We start from the raw sequence: 15,779 nt of genomic DNA on the forward strand, positions 1-15,779 counted from the left end.
ACACCATGACCGAAGCCACCGCCGAACACGCGGATGCCTATCCGCCGAGCGCTGAGTTCGCGGCCGCCGCCAATGGCGATACCTTTCTCTACGATCGGGCCGCTGCCGACCGGGAGGGCTTCTGGGCCGAGCAGGCACAGCGACTGTACTGGGCACAGCCCTTCAGTCACGTCCTGGACTGGGACGAAGCACCTTTCGCCCGCTGGTTCGCCGACGGCAAGCTCAATGTCGCCTACAACTGCGTGGACCGGCACGTGCTCGACGGGCACGGCGACCGGGTCGCCATCCACTGGGAGGGCGAGCCCGGCGACTCCCGCGACATCACCTATGCCGAGCTGCTGGCCGAGGTATCGCGTGCCGCCAACTACTTCACCGGTCTGGGGCTGGCCGCGGGTGACCGGGTCGCCATCTACATGCCGATGGTCCCCGAGGCCATCGTGGCCATGCTGGCCTGCGCCCGTCTGGGCCTGACCCACTCGGTGGTCTTCGCCGGCTTCTCCCCCAGCGCCCTGCGCCAGCGCGTCGACGACGCCGCGGCCAAGCTGGTCGTCACCACCGACGGCCAGTGGCGGCGCGGCAAGCCGGCCCCGCTGAAGGCGGCCGTGGACGAGGCTCTCGCCGAGGGTGATTCGACCGTCGAGCACGTACTCGTGGTGCGCCGCACCGGCATCGAGACCGCGATGACCGAGGGCCGCGACCTGTGGTGGGACGAGACCGTCGCGCTCGGCTCTCCCGAGCACGAGGCGCAGGCCTTCGACGCCGAGCACCCGCTGTTCATCCTCTACACCTCCGGCACCACCGGAAAGCCCAAGGGCATCCTGCACACCTGCGGCGGCTACCTGACCCAGGCCGCCTACACCCACCACCACGTGTTCGACCACAAGCCCGGCCGCGACGTGTACTGGTGCACCGCCGACATCGGCTGGGTGACCGGGCACAGCTACATCGTGTACGGCCCGCTGGCCAACGGCGCCACCGAGGTCGTCTACGAGGGCACCCCGAACTTCCCCGACGAGCACCGGCACTGGCAGATCATCGAAAAGTACGGCGTCACCATCTATTACACGGCGCCGACGCTGGTGCGCACGTTCATGAAGTGGGGCCGCGAGATCCCGGATTCGCACGACCTGTCCAGCCTGCGGCTGCTGGGTTCGGTGGGCGAGCCGATCAACCCCGAGGCCTGGCGCTGGTACCGGGATGTGGTGGGCGGCAACCGGACTCCCATCGTGGACACCTGGTGGCAGACCGAGACCGGTGCCATCATGATCTCGCCGCTGCCGGGCGTCGCCGCGGCCAAGCCGGGTGCGGCCATGACCCCGCTGCCGGGCATCTCCGCGAAAGTCGTCGACGAGGAAGGCAATCCGGTCTCCCTGGGCGAGACCGAGGCCAACGGGTACCTGGTGCTCGACGAGCCGTGGCCGTCCATGCTGCGTGGCATCTGGGGCGACAACGAGCGGTACAAGGACACCTACTGGTCCCGCTACGCCGAGAAGGGCTGGTACTTCGCCGGTGACGGCGCCAAGCTCGACACCGACGGGGACCTGTGGGTGCTCGGCCGCGTCGACGACGTCATGAACGTGTCCGGCCACCGCATCTCGACCGCCGAGGTGGAGTCCGCGCTGGTGGGCCACTCCGGCGTCGCGGAGGCGGCCGTGGTCGGCGCGTCCGACGAGACCACCGGCCAGGGCATCGTGGCGTTCGTGATCCTCACCGCCGAGGCCACCGACACCGGCGCGGACCTGATCACCGAACTCAAGGCCGAGGTCTCCCGGGAGATCTCCCCCATCGCCCGCCCGCGCGAGATCCACGTGGTGCCGGAGCTGCCGAAGACGCGTTCGGGCAAGATCATGCGCCGCCTGCTGCGCGACGTGGCCGAGGGCCGCGAACTGGGTGACACCTCAACCCTGGTGGACCCCAACGTGTTCGAATCCATCCGCGCCCAAAGGTCATAGCAACCGCCCTGCATCCGCGAACACCCGAACGCCAATGGTGGACACGGCAAACGGCAACATCCACAAGTCGAAGACGACTTCCATACTCGGAATATCCAATGGGCGTTCGGGGCCGCCGGTCCGTTATGCGACATGGTTTGTCGGTCATAACCAGAGTGGTTGACACGGCAGGGGCCGCAGTGCTTTTCGCACATCGAGGTCGATCTGGACCATAACTGTTCCAGTTAGATTGGCGGCCTCGGCGAAGCGGCGAGCGGCCGCCCAGTCGGCCCGATAATGCAGTGGGGCGTGGCCCGGAAACCGCACGATCACATGGCATTGCACTCCGGCCATGGACGGACTCCTTCACAGCCACGGCATACCCTCCCTGGTACGCCAACCGCGTGCCGCTCGAAAATACCGAGCGAAACGTGTGGACGGGGCACAACTCGCACCCGGGCCGGTACGGCGGACAACTGGCTCATCAGGTCTCCTAACCTCGAAACCTAATGGTCCAACCATATACCTCTTGTCGCATCCCCCTGAGTGGGAAGTGGTGTGACCCGATAGGGTGAGCAGTCCGATCGGCGAGCGCAGTTGTCATGGGCGGCCGGGTGGCCAGCGAGGCGCTGCGATCTTCCGGCTCGCGAATCCGCAACAACGGACACTAGGGAACTTTATGGACCAATGTTAGTATTGGTCTAACCAAAAGAAGGTAGGTTCCCCTATGGTTTCCTTCGCATTCACAGACGAACACGAAGAGTTCCGCAAGACCCTCGAGGCATTCAGCCAACGCGTGCTGCTGCCCGGATACCGGGAACGCGCCGCCTCGGCGCAGTTCCCGTTCGATATCTACGAAAAGCTCGGCGACCTGGGCGTATTGGGTATCGGATTGCCGGAGGAGTACGGCGGAACCGGGCACGAGGACCCCATCCTGCTCGGCCTCGCGACCGAGACGCTGGCCTATGGCGACGTCAATATGGCGGGGGTTCCGGTGCAGATCGGACTGTCGGGCTCGCAGCTCGCCTACGCGTCGAAGGAGGTGCAGGAGCGCTACCTGCCGCCGCTCATCGCCGGTAAGGAAACCATCGCGATCGCGCTGACCGAGCCTGGATCGGGCTCCGATGCGGCCGGCCTGCGCACGACCGCGACCAAGGTGCCGGGCGGGTGGAAGCTCAACGGTGAGAAGACCGCCATCTCGTGGGCGATGAGCGCAACCGTCGCGCTCGTCTACGCGCGTGAAGGCGGGACCACCCGGGCGTCCGGCGTCAGCTGCTTCGTCGTTCCACTGGACTCCCCTGGCGTCGGCCGCAGCCATATGCCCGGCATGGGCTGTCTGCCATTGGGTTGGGGCGCACTGCATTTCGAGGACGTGTTCGTGCCGGACTCGCACATCGTCGGCGAAGCGGGCCGGGGCTTCCAGTCCGTGATGAACCACTTCGACTTCAGCCGGGCGGCGCTGGGTCTGCTCTGCCTGGGCGCCGCCAAGCAGAGCCTCGAGGAGGCCGCGCTGTACGCCCAGCAGCGCGAGGCGTTCGGCCGGCCCATCGCTGAAAACCAAGGCGTCTCTTTCCAGCTCGCGGAGCACGCCACGTATGTCGAAGGCGCACGGTGGACCTGCTATCGGGCGCTGTGGCTGCGAGAGACCGGTCAGCCGCACACTGCGCTCGCGTCGATGAGCAAATGGTGGGCTCCGGTCGTGGCCAAGAACGCGATCGAGGCGGCCATGCGTATTCACGGAAACCTCGGATACTCGGTGGAATTCCCACTACAGCAAAGGTTCCGGGACGTGATGGCGTATCTGGTCGCGGACGGCACCGCCGAGATCCAGAAGAAGATTATCGCCAAGGACATCTTCACCCGCGGAACGGTGTCGCTGTGACGGCCACGGCCCAGGCGGGTAAGTCCGCGAGCGAGCTTCCGGGTCCGAAGAAGCTGGCCGACAGCGGCGCGTTGATCGTCGGTGGCACCGCGGGGATCGGGCTCGCGACCGCGCGACAGCTCGCGGAAGCCGGCGTCCCCCGGATCGTCATCGTCGGGCGGACCCAGAAACGCGGCGAGCACGCGAAGGCGCTGATCGAGCAGGAGGGCTCGGATGTGACCTTCCTCCGGGGCAATCCGCTCGATCCGATCTCGGCGAACTACATCGCCGAACAGGCCGAGGCCCTGCTCGGCGGCATCGACATCCTGGTGTGTTCCACGGCGGCCGAGGTGCGCCCGGAACTGTTCTCCGACATCCCGATCGCCGATATCGAGAGGACCTTCACCCATCTGGCGCTGCCGTCGATGCACATGGCGAGTGCGGTACTACCCCTGATGCGCACCCGGCGTCAGGGCGTCATCGTCAATCTGGCCTCCGACGCGGGCAAGTCGGCGACGCCCGGAGAGGCCGTCATCGGCGCGGCAAAGGCGGGCATTGTCATGTTCACCAGAACCATCGCCATCGAGGCGAAGCGTGACGGCATTCGTGCCAATGTGCTGACGCCCTCGCTGGTGAACGAGACCGGCTCGACTGAACGCATCACCAGCGGCGGTTTCAGCGCGAAACTTTTCGCGAAGGCGGCCCAGCAGGCGCATCTCGGCGTGCCGGTCGCCGATGACATCGCCGCCGCCGCGGTCTTCCTCTGCTCCCCCGCCGCGAGCCGTCTCACCGGCCAGGCGATCAGCATCAACGGCGGCATCTCCGCGGTCTGAACAGCGCGGTGCCGACGGAAACTGCCCAGCAGGTTGCCGTCGGCACCGCGGTTTCCGGCAGGGCCGGAATTCTCAGCAAACGCTGTGACGGTGAATCGACCACTCGTCTGACGAGGTTCCGCTCGAGATGCCGGCGATCAGTTGCTGGGGCGGAACCGGAGTGCCGACCAAGTGTCGTCGATGGCGATTTGCCGCATGGGCTGCAGGCCCCGCTTCGAGAGTGCGGCAGTCAAGATGTCGCGGTTCAGATCCGTACCCAGCTGTCCACCCTTCGGGTAGGCCAGCCAGGCGAGAGCATCTCGCCGTGCGGCGTCGAGCACGGCATCCGCATCCGCTCCGACCAGGTCGTTGGAGTTGATCACAAAGCCGAGCACCGCATCGGCTGAGCCCGCGTTGCCTGCTGACTCGATGTCCAGTTGAACATCTTTGGGCTTGCCCAACACGACGACACTCTGTCCAGGCTTGATCTGCAGCTTCCGCGGAATGGTCATTCCATTATGTTGCCACGTCGAGGGCGGTGAACCCCTCGGCGACTACGTCCGTCGCACCAGCGCACACAAAGAAACTGGGCGGGAATCGGACTGATGATCCGAATCCCGCCCAGTTCGCTACCGCGAGTGTCGATCAGACGCCTCGCTGCGCTTTGCTCGCCGCACTGGCCGCCTTGCTGCGCTCGCGCGCGTCGGCCCAGTCCTCGGCGCTCATCGAGGTGAGACCGGCGAAAGTGCCCGGCCCGGCGAGCATTTGGCCGCCATCCATGGCGATGGTCTGCCCGGTGAGGTAGTCGCACGCGTCGGACAGCAGAAAGGCGGTCAGGTTCGCAAGCTCCTCGACGGTGCCCATGCGGCCCATCGGGATCTGGTCGGCCTGTGTCGCGCCGACCGAGCTCTTCTCATTGGGGTTCAACATCTCCCACGCGTAGTCGGTGGGAATGGGGCCGGGCGCCAGGGCATTGAGCCGGATACCGTAGCGCGCCCATTCGACGGCGAGGGACATGGTCATCGCATGGACCGCCGCCTTCGCCATCGCCGAGGGCACCACGAACGCCGACCCGGTCCACACCCACGTCGTCAGGGTGGACAGCACAACGCCCTTGTCGCCGCCGGCGATCCAGCGCCGGCCCGCGGCATGGGTGGTGTTGAACGAACCGCCCATGACGGTCGAGGTCACTGCCTCGAACGCCCGCGGACTCAGCGATTCGGTCGGCGCGATGAAGTTGGCCGCCGCGTTGTTCACCACGCCGGTCAACGGCCCGTGCTGCGCCCAGATCTCATCCATCGCCGCGTCGACCGCTTCGGCCTGTCGCACGTCGACGGCCTGCCAGTGCACCGTCCCGGGCGCGCTCGCCGATGCCTCCGCCGCCGCTTCGGTGAGAACTGCGGGACGCCGTCCCCACAGGTGCACCTGTGCACCCAGATCCACAAGATGCCGGGCCAGCCCCCTTCCCAGGCCCGTCCCACCCCCGGTGATCAGAATTCGCTTGCCCGCAAGCACATCGGGAGCGAAAAGGGAATTCGACATCCCTGCTGGTCCTCTCGGATCGGTGATGGGATCAATTACCGCGGTACTTGGCGAAGTCGGGCTTGCGCTTCTCGTTGAAGGCGGTGATGCCCTCGCGGGCCTCGTCGGTCTCGCCGAACATCTTCAGGCTCGAGTAGGCCATCTGGCCGATCGAGGCGAAGTGCTCGGTGTCGGTGTTGAGCGACTGCTTGAGCACCTTGAGCGCGGTCGGCGACAGCTGCAGGATCTCATCGGCCCAGGTCCGGACCTCGGCGCGCAACTGGTCGGCCGGGACCACCTTGTTGACCAGGCCCCATTCCTCGGCCTGCTGCGCGCTGTAGCGCCGGCACAGGAACCAGATCTCGCGGGTCCGCTTCTCACCGATCACGCGGGCCAGGTAGCCGCTACCGAAACCGGCGTCGAAGGAACCGACACGCGGGCCGTTCTGACCGAAGACCGCGTTGTCTGCCGCAATGGTCAGATCGCAGAGCACGTGCAGCACGTGGCCGCCGCCGATCGCGAACCCGTTGACCGCGGCGATCACCGGCTTGGGAACGTCGCGGATGACCCGGTGCAGGGCGTCCACCTCGAACAGACCGCTGTCGGACGGGCCGTAATCACCGGACTCCATGCGCTGCTTCTGGTCACCGCCGGTGCAGAACGCCTTCTCCCCCGCTCCGGTCAGTGCGATCGCACCCACTTCGTCACTGGCCCATGCCTTCTTGAACGCCTTGACCAGTTCGTCGACAGTGCGGGCACGGAACGAGTTGTACCGATCCGGCCGGTTGATGGTGATCCAGGCGAGGCCGTTGTCGACCTCATACGTCACGTCTGTGAAGTCAGTCATTGACTCGTTGATCCTTCCTGCGGACCCGGTTTGGTCCGACCGTATGACTAATGTAGAGCAGTTAACGGCCGTTATCAAGAGTCGAACGGTGACTACCTTGTGCAATAGCCTATCCTGATAACGCTGGTTAACCGTCGTGTAGATTGGCGCGATGGACAGAGAGCGGAAAATTCTCGATGCCGCCGCCGAGCTCTTCTACGAGAAGGGCTTCCACGGCACCAAGGTCGACGAACTCGGCGCCCGCGCCGGGGTCAGCGGGCCGGCCCTGTACCGGCACTTCGGCGGGAAGAACGAGATCCTGGCAACTCTGTTCAACGAGGCCATGGACGAACTGGGACGTGCGACCGGGGTTCAGCACGAAGATCCGGATCGCGATTTCGAGCGGCTGGTGCGCCACCATGTCGAGTTCGCGATCTCGAACCGGCACCTGGTCAATGTTGCGCAGCGGGAAGATCGTTCACTGGTCGAGCCGTGGCTGCGGCAGGTGAACAGGCGCCGGCTGAAGTATGTCGAAGGCTGGGAGGCGGCGGTACGGCGCTGCCTGCCGGATGCCACGACGGCGGAGGTCGCCATCGCGACCCAGTCCTGTCTCGGCATGCTCTTCTCGATCGCGTACTGGCCGACCAAGATCAGCCGTACGCCCGAACTCGCGGACACGATGGTAGCCAGCGCGCTCGGCATGCTCGACTCCTACCGGCAGCGCTGACTGGTGGCACCGATCAGGAATCGGCCGGGCACAACAGCTCCCGCACCGCGGCCGCATGGTCGATGCCGGCTTCGACGGACTCGGCCGCGACGTTGAGCGTGAGGGTCCCGGCGCCCGCGGCGACGAACGGCCGAAGCCAATCGGCCACCTGCTCCGGCGTACCCGCGGGCGCGACATTGCGGAACCGCTCCCGCGGCAGGTGATACAGCGCGGCCATTTTGCGACCGAGGAGGTCGTCGGCCTTGGCGGAGTCCGAGTCCAGGCCGCACCACACATTGATCCCGAACCAGTCAGGTTTGCGCCCAAGGGAATCCGCGGCTTCCATGATCTGCTCCCGGGTGGCACCGAACCTGCGCGCCGAGCAGAACACTCCCAGCCAGCCCTCGCCGTAGCGGGCTGCCCGCCAGATCGCGGCGTCGCCCTTGCCACCCACGATGATCGGAATGGAGGGCACGGGCGCGGGCAGGATTCGAGCGTGGTCCAGTTCGAAGAACTCGCCCCTATGGGTGACTTCCTCGCCGTCCAGCAGTGCCCGCACCAGCGCCAGGGTCTCGTCGAGTCGCCGCCCGCGGGTAGCCGGGTCGACACCGGAATTGCTGATCTCCGAGCGGTCCTCGCCGCCTACCCCCACCCCCAATACCAGTCTGGCGGGGGCGATTTCGGCCAGGGTCGAGAGCTGCCGCGCGGCGAGCATCGGATGCCGCAAGCCGAGCAGGTAGACGCCCAGGTGCACGGCGAGCTCGTCATGCGTCGCGAGCACCGTCGTGGCCGAGATCAGTCCATCGAACCCGGTGCCATCATGAAAGCTGATGTGATCGCCGACCGCGACATGGCCGATCCCCGCCGCGGCGATCCGCTCCAGGATCCGGCGGCGCCGGAGGGGGCTCGGATCCAGAATCGTGTCGTGCACGGACAACCCCAGCCGGATCATGCCCCGTGCCTTTCTCGTCCAGGTAGCCGAGTACTCACGCCAACTCCTCGATGTGCGATCAATCGGTATTGGACATACCATATACCCTTTGCGTCTGGACCTTGATACGCTGCCGCAATGAGATCGGACGAGCCCGGCGAGGACGAGGTGGCTTTGCTGGAAAACGTCGGTATCGCGTTGTACCAGTTGCGGCACCGAACCGTTCACACTCCGACCTCGACCACCGTGACGCGGCGAGATCTCGTCCGGGACCTGGTCGTCGATATCGTCGATCGTGCGGCCGGAACGGCGACGATCAATGACGTCGCCGAGCAACTGCTGGTCACTCCGTCCATCGCCCGGCGACTGGTCACCGAGTGCATCTACCGAGACCTCGTTCTCAGAGTGCCCGCCGATCACGACCGGCGACGCTATTCGCTGCACCTGACCGAGGCCGGCATTGCGTTACGCGATCGGCTCCGCCGCCACTATCGCCAGGCGTTCGAGCACGTCACCCGGGATTGGCCCGCCGACGAGCGACTCGAGTTCGCTCGCCTGCTGCACAAGTACGCCGCCCCGTGATCACGTCGGCTATCCGCAATGACCCGCCATTGGTCCGATAATAAACTCATTTCAGTACCGCCGTGCCCGCCCGTGTGTAGTCACGACCGACCCGTTGACGGCAGGTTTTGCTTGCTCACTTGTTCGCGAGAACAGAATCGGCCAGACCGTTTGTCGCTTGGACCATATGCTCGACAGGTGTAGAAGCGCCTGTCTATGGTGGGGCGGTGTTGAGGGCCAAGTTCGGTATCAGAGGCCGCATCCTGTCCATCGCCCTGGTGCCGAGTGCAGCCCTTCTCGTGGTCGGCGCCGTCATCGCCGAATACCTGCAGCACCTGCGCGAGTACGCCCATGAGGCCGGCTTCTACCGCACCGAGCTCGACCAGCTCGGTGCGCATCCGAGGCCGGAGGAGCGAACAGGGGAGGCAGGAAACAGATGAACTGGGTGGGAATCGCCGATGATCTGCGGCGGCATTGGTATCTGTACGCGGCGATGCCGTTCTTCGCGTCGGCGATCGGATGGTTCACCAAACTGGTCGCCGTCGAAATGCTGTACCGGCCATTGGAATTCAAGGGCATCCCACCGTATCTGGGCTGGCAGGGCCTGATCCCGCGGTATTCCGCGCGGATGGCGACCATGGCGGTGGACCTGATGCTGTCGCGGTTGCTCGATCCGCAGGAGATCATCGATCGGATCGATCCCGCCGAGCTGGCCGCGCATGTGCAGGAGCCGATGCTCGAGACGGTCGAAGGCATCGTGCACGAGCTGATGATGCGGCATCAGCCCGGGCTGTGGGAGTTGTTGCCGGATCAGGTGCGGCACTTTCTCATTCGGCGCATGCAGGGTGACGCGCCGCAGTTGATCGCGCAGATGATGGACGACCTCAAGGAAAACGTCGATCTCGTGTTCGACCTGCGCACCATGGCCATCGACGCGCTCATGCGTGACAAGGCGCTGACGGTGCGCCTGATGCGGGACCTCGCGACGCCGGAGCTGCGCTTCATGGTCCGCTCCGGTCTGGTCTTCGGATTCGTCCTCGGACTGGTCCAGGCGATCGTCTGGGCACTGACGCACTCCACGCTGATCATGCCGCTGTTCGGTGCGTTCGTCGGGTACTTCACCGACTGGCTGGCCTTGCAGATGATCTTCCGGCCCATCTACCCGAAGCGCTATCTCGGCGTATTTACTTGGCACGGACTGTTTCACAAACGCCGGGACGAGGTCGCGCTCGACTACGGCGAACTCGTCGCCGCCGAGATCCTCACCCCGGCCAACATCATTCACGCCATGATGACCGGTCCGCAGTCCGACAGATTGTTCTCGCTCATCGACCACGAGATCCAGCGTGCGATGGATCAGCAGCTGGGGCCGGCCAAGCCGATCGTCGAATTCGCTTTCGGCAGCAGCCTCAATGCCATGAAGCACGATTTGGTGAACACTGTGCGGGAACGGCTGCCCGAGAGCACCGAGCAGATCGAGCGGTACACCATGGAAGCTCTCGATGTCACCGGCCTGATCATCGAGAAGATGAAGCTGATGACCAACGAGGAGTACGAGAACCTGCTTCGCCCCGCCTTCAAACAGGACGAATGGAAGATCGTCCTGGTGGGCGCGGTGCTCGGCTTCCTGGTCGGCGAGCTCCAGGTGGCAGTCCTGCTGCACTGACCATCCCTTGCTATTTGGTCCGTCCTTTTGTATATTCAGACCGTGACCATCCTGGGCGACGTGGACAGGAGCTTCGGCAGCGCGGGTGGCGCATCCGGCCGATTCCGGCGATCGCCGGGCATAAACTGAACACGCACGATCCCACCCCGACATGAAGCAAGACCATGGCCGACCCCCACCCATTGGCGACACAGCGTGATCGGCCTCCAGACATAGACAAGGAACTGGAGGACGCGGGTTTCGATACCCCCCGCATCGTGGGCCAGGGCGGTTTCGGCATCGTCTACCGGTGCCGGCAGCCGGCTCTGAGCCGCGACGTCGCGGTGAAGGTACTGACCGCACGGCCGGAGCTGGATCCGGAGAACGTGGAGCGATTCCTTCGCGAGCAGCACGCGATGGGCGCGCTCTCCGGCCATCCCAATATCGTGCCGGTGCTCGAAGCAGGCACCACCAGCCATGGGCAGCCGTATCTGGTGATGCCCTACCACTCCCATGGTTCGCTGCACGCGAGGATTCGCCGCGACGGCCGGCTCCCGCTCGAGGAGGCGCTGCGGATCACCGTCAAACTGGCCGGCGCCCTCGAGACCGCGCATCGGGCCGGAATCCTGCACCGCGATATCAAGCCCGACAATGTGTTGCTCACCGATTACGGGGAGCCCCAGCTCACCGACTTCGGGATCGCCCGCATCGACGGCGGATTCGAAACGACCACCGGGGTGGTGACCGGGTCACCGGCCTTCACCGCGCCCGAGGTGCTGCGTCGCGGAGTTCCCACCGCGGCCTCCGATGTCTACGGGCTCGGGGCGACGCTGTTCTGCATGATCACCGGCCATGCTGCCTACGAACGCCGCTCCGGCGAGCAGCTGGTCGCCCAATTCCTCCGGATCGCCGGCGAATCCACGCCCGATCTGCGCCCCGACGGCATCCCGGACGACGTGTGCGCCGCCATCGAGGCCAGCATGTCGCACAACCCCTCGGATCGTCCGAAATCGGCCGCCGAATTCGGTGAGCTGCTCCGCACCATCCAGGGCGCGCACGGGATGCTGGTCGAGACCATGATGCTGCCCGCCGACGGTGATCTCGTGGACCAGCACGACGGTGGCCTTGCGGAAGAAATCCGGACCGGCCGAGCCCGATCACTGCGGCGAACGCCGACCCCGCCCACCCCCGACACCAAGTACCGGCCGACCACCTCGGCCCGGGCTCAGGTCCAGCGGGACCGGCTGCTCGAGCTGTTGCGCACCGATGTCAGGCCGCGACTCATCGTCATTCATGCTCCCGCTGGGTTCGGAAAGAGCACGCTGGCCGTGCAGTGGGCCCGCTACCTCGACGAGGACCAGCACGTGGCGGTGGCCTGGTTGAATGCCGATCACGACGACAACAATCCCGTCTGGTTCCTCACTCACCTGGTCGAGGCCGTCCACCGAGCCTGTCCGGAGCTGGCCCCCGGGCTGGTCAGCGTTCTCGAGGAGCAGGGCGAACAGGCCATGCGCTCCGCGCTCACGACACTGATCAACGACATCCACAGTCGCCGGACGCGCGTCGCGGTCGTGATCGAGGACTGGCATCGGGTCACCGACGCCAAGGCCGTCGGCGCGCTGCGTTTCCTGCTCGAGAACGGCTGCCACCACCTGCAGATCATCGTCACCAGCCGGTCATTGGAGGGACTTCCGCTGGCGACCATGCGGGTCCGCCGCGAACTCATCGAAATAGATTCCACCGCACTGCGTTTCGATGTCACAGAGGCGAAGGCCTTCCTCGTCGAGCTGGGCGGGCTCGGCCTGGACGCCGCCGCGGTGACCAAGCTTCGGGACTGCACCGAGGGCTGGGCTGCCGCGCTGCAGCTGGCCAGCTTGTCATTGGCCGGGCACTCCGATCCGACGGCATTGATCGGGCAGCTGACGGGACGTCATCACTCCATCGCGGAGTACCTGGCCGAGAACGTGCTCGACGCGGTGAGTCCCGAATTACTCGATGTACTCCTCGAAACCTCACTGCCCGAGCGGATCTGCGGCAGCCTGGTGACGGCACTGACGGGCCGTCCGTGCGGGCATGAGCTGCTCGAGGATATCGAGCGGCGAAACCTGTTCCTGCGCCGCGTCGACGAGGACGGCGAATGGTTCCGCTATCATCACCTGTTCGCGCAATTCCTGCGGCAACGACTGGAGCGTCGCGGTCCCGGACCCGTGGCCGAATTACACCGGGCGGCCGCAACGTGGTTCGGCGACCACGAAATGCTCAGCGAGGCAATCGATCACTGGTCAGCCTGCGGCGATACCGAGCAGGCGGTAGACCTCATCGACGCCCGCGCCGCGGGCCTGGTCCAGCACGCTCAGTTCGCAACCCTGTGCGGGCTGGCCGCGAAACTCCCACCGGCACAAACCTCCGGTCGTCCCCGCCTCCAGCTCGCACTGGCCTGGGCCCATGCGCTGCTGCGCCAACCCGACGACTTACACGCGGCGCTACGACTCGCCCGGGGCGCACTCGAATCCGGCGAGGCCGATCCCGATCTCCTGTTCGAGGCAGACCTTATCGATTGCGTGGAGGCCGCTTTCGCCGATCACATCGACGAACGCGTCGACACCCTGGTCGCCGATTGCCTATCCAGAACCGCCACTCTCACCCCGTGGGTCCTGTGCGCGGCGGCGAACCTCGCCGCATATCTGTCGAACTGCCGCTTCGAATACGATCGCGCACGAGAATGGCTCGACTGGGCCGCGCCCTATCATCGGCAGATCAGCGGGACATTCAGCCTGATGTACAGCCATTGCCTGGCCGGCGTCGCCGCCCGGGAACAGCTCGACATCAACGCGGCCGAACGCAGCTTTCGCCGCGCACTCGAGATCGCCAGGGCCGACTCCGGTGCTCAGTCCTACGAAGCGCGGCTAGCCGGTGCGATGCTCGGCGATCTCCTCTACGACCGCGACCAACTCGACACCGCCGAACAATTGCTCGACGCTGCCTTCGAACTCGGAATCCAAGGCGGCCCGGTCGAATTCCTGATGGCGATCTATGCGACCGGCAGCCGGATCAAGGCCCTGCGCGGAGATCTCGAGGCCGCGACACGACGACTCGATCAGGGCGCCCAGATCGCCCGCACCCTGATGCTGCCGCGGCTGGCCGCACGCATCGCCGACGAGCGGGTCCGGCTCGGACTCACCACCACCGCCACCAACCACACGGAACCACCCACCGCGGGCGACGGCATCGCGAGGCTGACCGCTGAACTCCACGAGGACGCCGCCATCCGGTCACTTCTGCTGTCCGGAACGCCCACCGCAACGGCCACCGCATGCGCGCGCGCCGCGGCCCTGCGGGATTCCATCGATGCCGATCGCCGCCCGAGAACCGCGCTGTCGGCCCAATTGCTGCACGCTGCGTGCCTCGCGGCGGCGGGCCGCACCACCGAAGCCGAGAACGCACTCATCCCGGTCCTGGTGAGCTGCGCCGACATCGGCCTTATCCGACCGCTGTGTGATGACAGTCCCCAGATCACCGCGTTGCTTCGAGCCCTCGACACGGATCTGAGCGAAGGGCGCTGGGAGACAGGCCGGCCGGAGATTCCGGCACGCTTCCTCACGATCGTCCTGAACGCCGGTAACAGCGCGCCGCTGCCCGCTACTCGAGCGCCGGGTCTCCGATAATGCCAAATGGTCTAATAGTTTGCGCATGGAGATAAGCTTGCCCGACCGGTACGAGGGGAGCGGACGTGCCGCAGCACATCGATCACGACTGGATCGCCGAGTTCGCGGCGAAGCAGCAGTTGCGCGAGGATATCGATCACATTGTCACCCACGTCAAGGACCGGGTGCGGACGGAACTGCCGGAGCTGCCCAGGGACGTGGAATTGAGCCGCGCCAACGAGGCGAGCATCCGCGCCCAATTCCGGGAGTTCCTGGTGGCCCTCGACCGCACCCCCTTCGAAGTCAGGGTTCCCCCCGAGACGACAGACCTGGCTCGCACCATCGCGCGCCGCAACCTCGATATCGGAATACCGGTCAAAGGGTTTCGGATCGGCCAGAAGGTGTTCTGGCAGTATGTGACACGGACGGTCGACGAAACGATCAACGACGCGTCCGAGCGACCGGCCGCACTGGTCGCCCTGTGGGAGTACGCCACCGAGTGGATGGACGCGATGCTCGAAGCCGGTATCGCCGCCTACAGTCACGAGCGCGAACAATTGCAGCGCGGCGCGATCGGCCGGCGGACCGCGGCCATCCACGCCGTATTACGCGGCGAATCGGTCGATGTCGACGATCTGTCGCTCACCTTGGGACACCCGTTGCGGCAATTCCAGACCGCCTTCGTGCTGGAGGCCGACCAGAACGCCGCTGAACCCGATGCGATCCGCTTACTCGAACGGCAGGCCGCCGACTTCGCCGCCGCACTGGGTAGCTCTCGGCCATTGACGTTTCCCAGTGCGGCCCGCGGGCTGTGGGCATGGGTGGCGACGCCCCGGCCGCCCGGGGATGCGGACGGGTTGCCGGAACCGCGTGCGGGAGTGCGCGTCTCGGTGGGCACCTCCATCCACGGGGTAGCCGGATTCGTGCGTAGCCATCGCGAGGCCGTGGCCGCGCAGCGAGTCTCGGCAACCGGCGTCCGCGGCGGCTCGCTGACCAGATACTCGGACGTGGAACTGGTCTGCCTCACCACGGGGGACGGCAGTATCGACGCGATGCGCGCACTCATCGCACGTGAGCTGGGGCCCTTGGCAGTTCGAGGTGATTCGGCCGCGCGGTTGCGTGAAACGGTACGCGTGTACCTCGCCGATGGTTGCAATGCTGCCCGGGCCGGAGAAGAACTCGGCGTTCACCCCAATACCGTGCGCTATCGCGTGCGCCATGCCGAGGAAGTCCTCGGTCACCTGATCGACGAGCGACGCGTGCACATCGAGCTCGCATTGCGAGCGCTGCATGCCTTCGGCGACAGTCTGCTGACCGAGGAACGACCGACCGACCGCTGAC

The 15,779-nt window shown here is 65.8% G+C and carries 13 protein-coding genes; 9 read left to right on the forward strand and 4 right to left on the reverse strand.

Annotated features, from left to right (window positions below; translation table 11 throughout):
- Positions 1-5: 5 nt before the first annotated feature.
- The 3 genes from acs to ABZV44_RS28570 all read left to right on the forward strand — a co-directional run bounded on the left by acs (position 6) and on the right by ABZV44_RS28570 (position 4,625).
- A complete protein-coding gene (gene acs, locus ABZV44_RS28560; RefSeq protein WP_354842613.1) occupies positions 6-1,952 on the forward strand; it encodes an acetate--CoA ligase in 1,947 nt (648 codons plus the stop codon).
- A gap of 706 nt (positions 1,953-2,658) precedes the next feature.
- Entirely contained in the window at positions 2,659-3,813 is a 1,155-nt protein-coding gene (locus ABZV44_RS28565; RefSeq protein ID WP_354842615.1) for an acyl-CoA dehydrogenase, read from the forward strand.
- Complete coding sequence (locus tag ABZV44_RS28570) at positions 3,810-4,625, forward strand: SDR family oxidoreductase (RefSeq protein ID WP_354842618.1); 816 nt, start codon at positions 3,810-3,812, stop codon at positions 4,623-4,625. Before ABZV44_RS28565 ends, ABZV44_RS28570 begins: the two co-directional genes overlap by 4 nt.
- 137 nt (positions 4,626-4,762) lie before the next feature.
- Here the strand turns inward: ABZV44_RS28570 and ABZV44_RS28575 are convergent, their stop codons facing one another.
- The 3 genes from ABZV44_RS28575 to ABZV44_RS28585 form a co-directional block, all read right to left on the reverse strand.
- Positions 4,763-5,116, reverse strand: a complete 354-nt coding sequence (locus ABZV44_RS28575) for a hypothetical protein (RefSeq protein WP_354842621.1) — start codon at positions 5,114-5,116, stop codon at positions 4,763-4,765.
- 133 nt (positions 5,117-5,249) lie between these two features.
- Positions 5,250-6,146, reverse strand: a complete 897-nt coding sequence (locus tag ABZV44_RS28580) for an SDR family oxidoreductase (RefSeq protein ID WP_354842624.1) — start codon at positions 6,144-6,146, stop codon at positions 5,250-5,252.
- Positions 6,147-6,177: 31 nt separating this feature from the next.
- A complete protein-coding gene (locus ABZV44_RS28585; protein WP_354842627.1) occupies positions 6,178-6,972 on the reverse strand; it encodes an enoyl-CoA hydratase-related protein in 795 nt (264 codons plus the stop codon).
- Positions 6,973-7,123: 151 nt separating this feature from the next.
- On the opposite strand from ABZV44_RS28585, the gene ABZV44_RS28590 reads away from it, so the two are divergent.
- Entirely contained in the window at positions 7,124-7,678 is a 555-nt protein-coding gene (locus ABZV44_RS28590; protein WP_354842630.1) for a TetR/AcrR family transcriptional regulator, read from the forward strand.
- A gap of 13 nt (positions 7,679-7,691) precedes the next feature.
- Here ABZV44_RS28590 and ABZV44_RS28595 read toward each other — a convergent pair whose 3' ends face one another.
- Positions 7,692-8,609 carry an LLM class flavin-dependent oxidoreductase gene (locus ABZV44_RS28595; protein ID WP_354842633.1) on the reverse strand — a complete coding sequence of 306 codons (918 nt, stop codon included), beginning with the start codon at positions 8,607-8,609 and terminating at the stop codon, positions 7,692-7,694.
- Positions 8,610-8,726: 117 nt separating this feature from the next.
- On the opposite strand from ABZV44_RS28595, the gene ABZV44_RS28600 reads away from it, so the two are divergent.
- The 5 genes from ABZV44_RS28600 (at position 8,727) to ABZV44_RS28620 (ending at position 15,778) form a co-directional block, all read left to right on the forward strand.
- Entirely contained in the window at positions 8,727-9,170 is a 444-nt protein-coding gene (locus ABZV44_RS28600; protein ID WP_354842636.1) for a MarR family winged helix-turn-helix transcriptional regulator, read from the forward strand.
- Positions 9,171-9,376: 206 nt separating this feature from the next.
- Positions 9,377-9,589 (forward strand): hypothetical protein, encoded by a 213-nt coding sequence (locus tag ABZV44_RS28605; RefSeq protein ID WP_354842639.1) that lies wholly within the window; start codon positions 9,377-9,379, stop codon positions 9,587-9,589.
- On the forward strand, positions 9,586-10,815 hold the full coding sequence (locus ABZV44_RS28610; RefSeq protein ID WP_354842642.1) for a DUF445 family protein: 1,230 nt from the start codon (positions 9,586-9,588) through the stop codon (positions 10,813-10,815). The genes ABZV44_RS28605 and ABZV44_RS28610 overlap by 4 nt, the downstream gene beginning before the upstream one ends.
- A 164-nt stretch (positions 10,816-10,979) precedes the next feature.
- Positions 10,980-14,459: a protein kinase gene (locus ABZV44_RS28615; RefSeq protein WP_354842645.1), complete on the forward strand. Its 3,480-nt coding sequence runs from the start codon at positions 10,980-10,982 to the stop codon at positions 14,457-14,459.
- A 65-nt stretch (positions 14,460-14,524) separates the two neighbouring features.
- Positions 14,525-15,778 (forward strand): helix-turn-helix domain-containing protein, encoded by a 1,254-nt coding sequence (locus ABZV44_RS28620; RefSeq protein ID WP_354842648.1) that lies wholly within the window; start codon positions 14,525-14,527, stop codon positions 15,776-15,778.
- Position 15,779: the final 1 nt, after the last annotated feature.

Source organism: Nocardia sp. NPDC004860, assembly GCF_040609015.1.
In the GTDB taxonomy this organism is placed as follows: Bacteria; Actinomycetota; Actinomycetes; order Mycobacteriales; family Mycobacteriaceae; genus Nocardia.

Coding starts and splice junctions, on each gene's coding strand:
- ABZV44_RS28585 (WP_354842627.1), bottom strand. CDS start 6,972: ATGACTGACTTCACAGACGTGACGTATGAGGTCGACAACGGCCTCGCC.
- ABZV44_RS28610 (WP_354842642.1), top strand. CDS start 9,586: ATGAACTGGGTGGGAATCGCCGATGATCTGCGGCGGCATTGGTATCTG.
- ABZV44_RS28580 (WP_354842624.1), bottom strand. CDS start 6,146: ATGTCGAATTCCCTTTTCGCTCCCGATGTGCTTGCGGGCAAGCGAATT.
- ABZV44_RS28595 (WP_354842633.1), bottom strand. CDS start 8,609: ATGATCCGGCTGGGGTTGTCCGTGCACGACACGATTCTGGATCCGAGC.
- ABZV44_RS28565 (WP_354842615.1), top strand. CDS start 2,659: ATGGTTTCCTTCGCATTCACAGACGAACACGAAGAGTTCCGCAAGACC.
- ABZV44_RS28575 (WP_354842621.1), bottom strand. CDS start 5,116: ATGACCATTCCGCGGAAGCTGCAGATCAAGCCTGGACAGAGTGTCGTC.
- acs (WP_354842613.1), top strand. CDS start 6: ATGACCGAAGCCACCGCCGAACACGCGGATGCCTATCCGCCGAGCGCT.
- ABZV44_RS28615 (WP_354842645.1), top strand. CDS start 10,980: ATGGCCGACCCCCACCCATTGGCGACACAGCGTGATCGGCCTCCAGAC.
- ABZV44_RS28590 (WP_354842630.1), top strand. CDS start 7,124: ATGGACAGAGAGCGGAAAATTCTCGATGCCGCCGCCGAGCTCTTCTAC.
- ABZV44_RS28600 (WP_354842636.1), top strand. CDS start 8,727: ATGAGATCGGACGAGCCCGGCGAGGACGAGGTGGCTTTGCTGGAAAAC.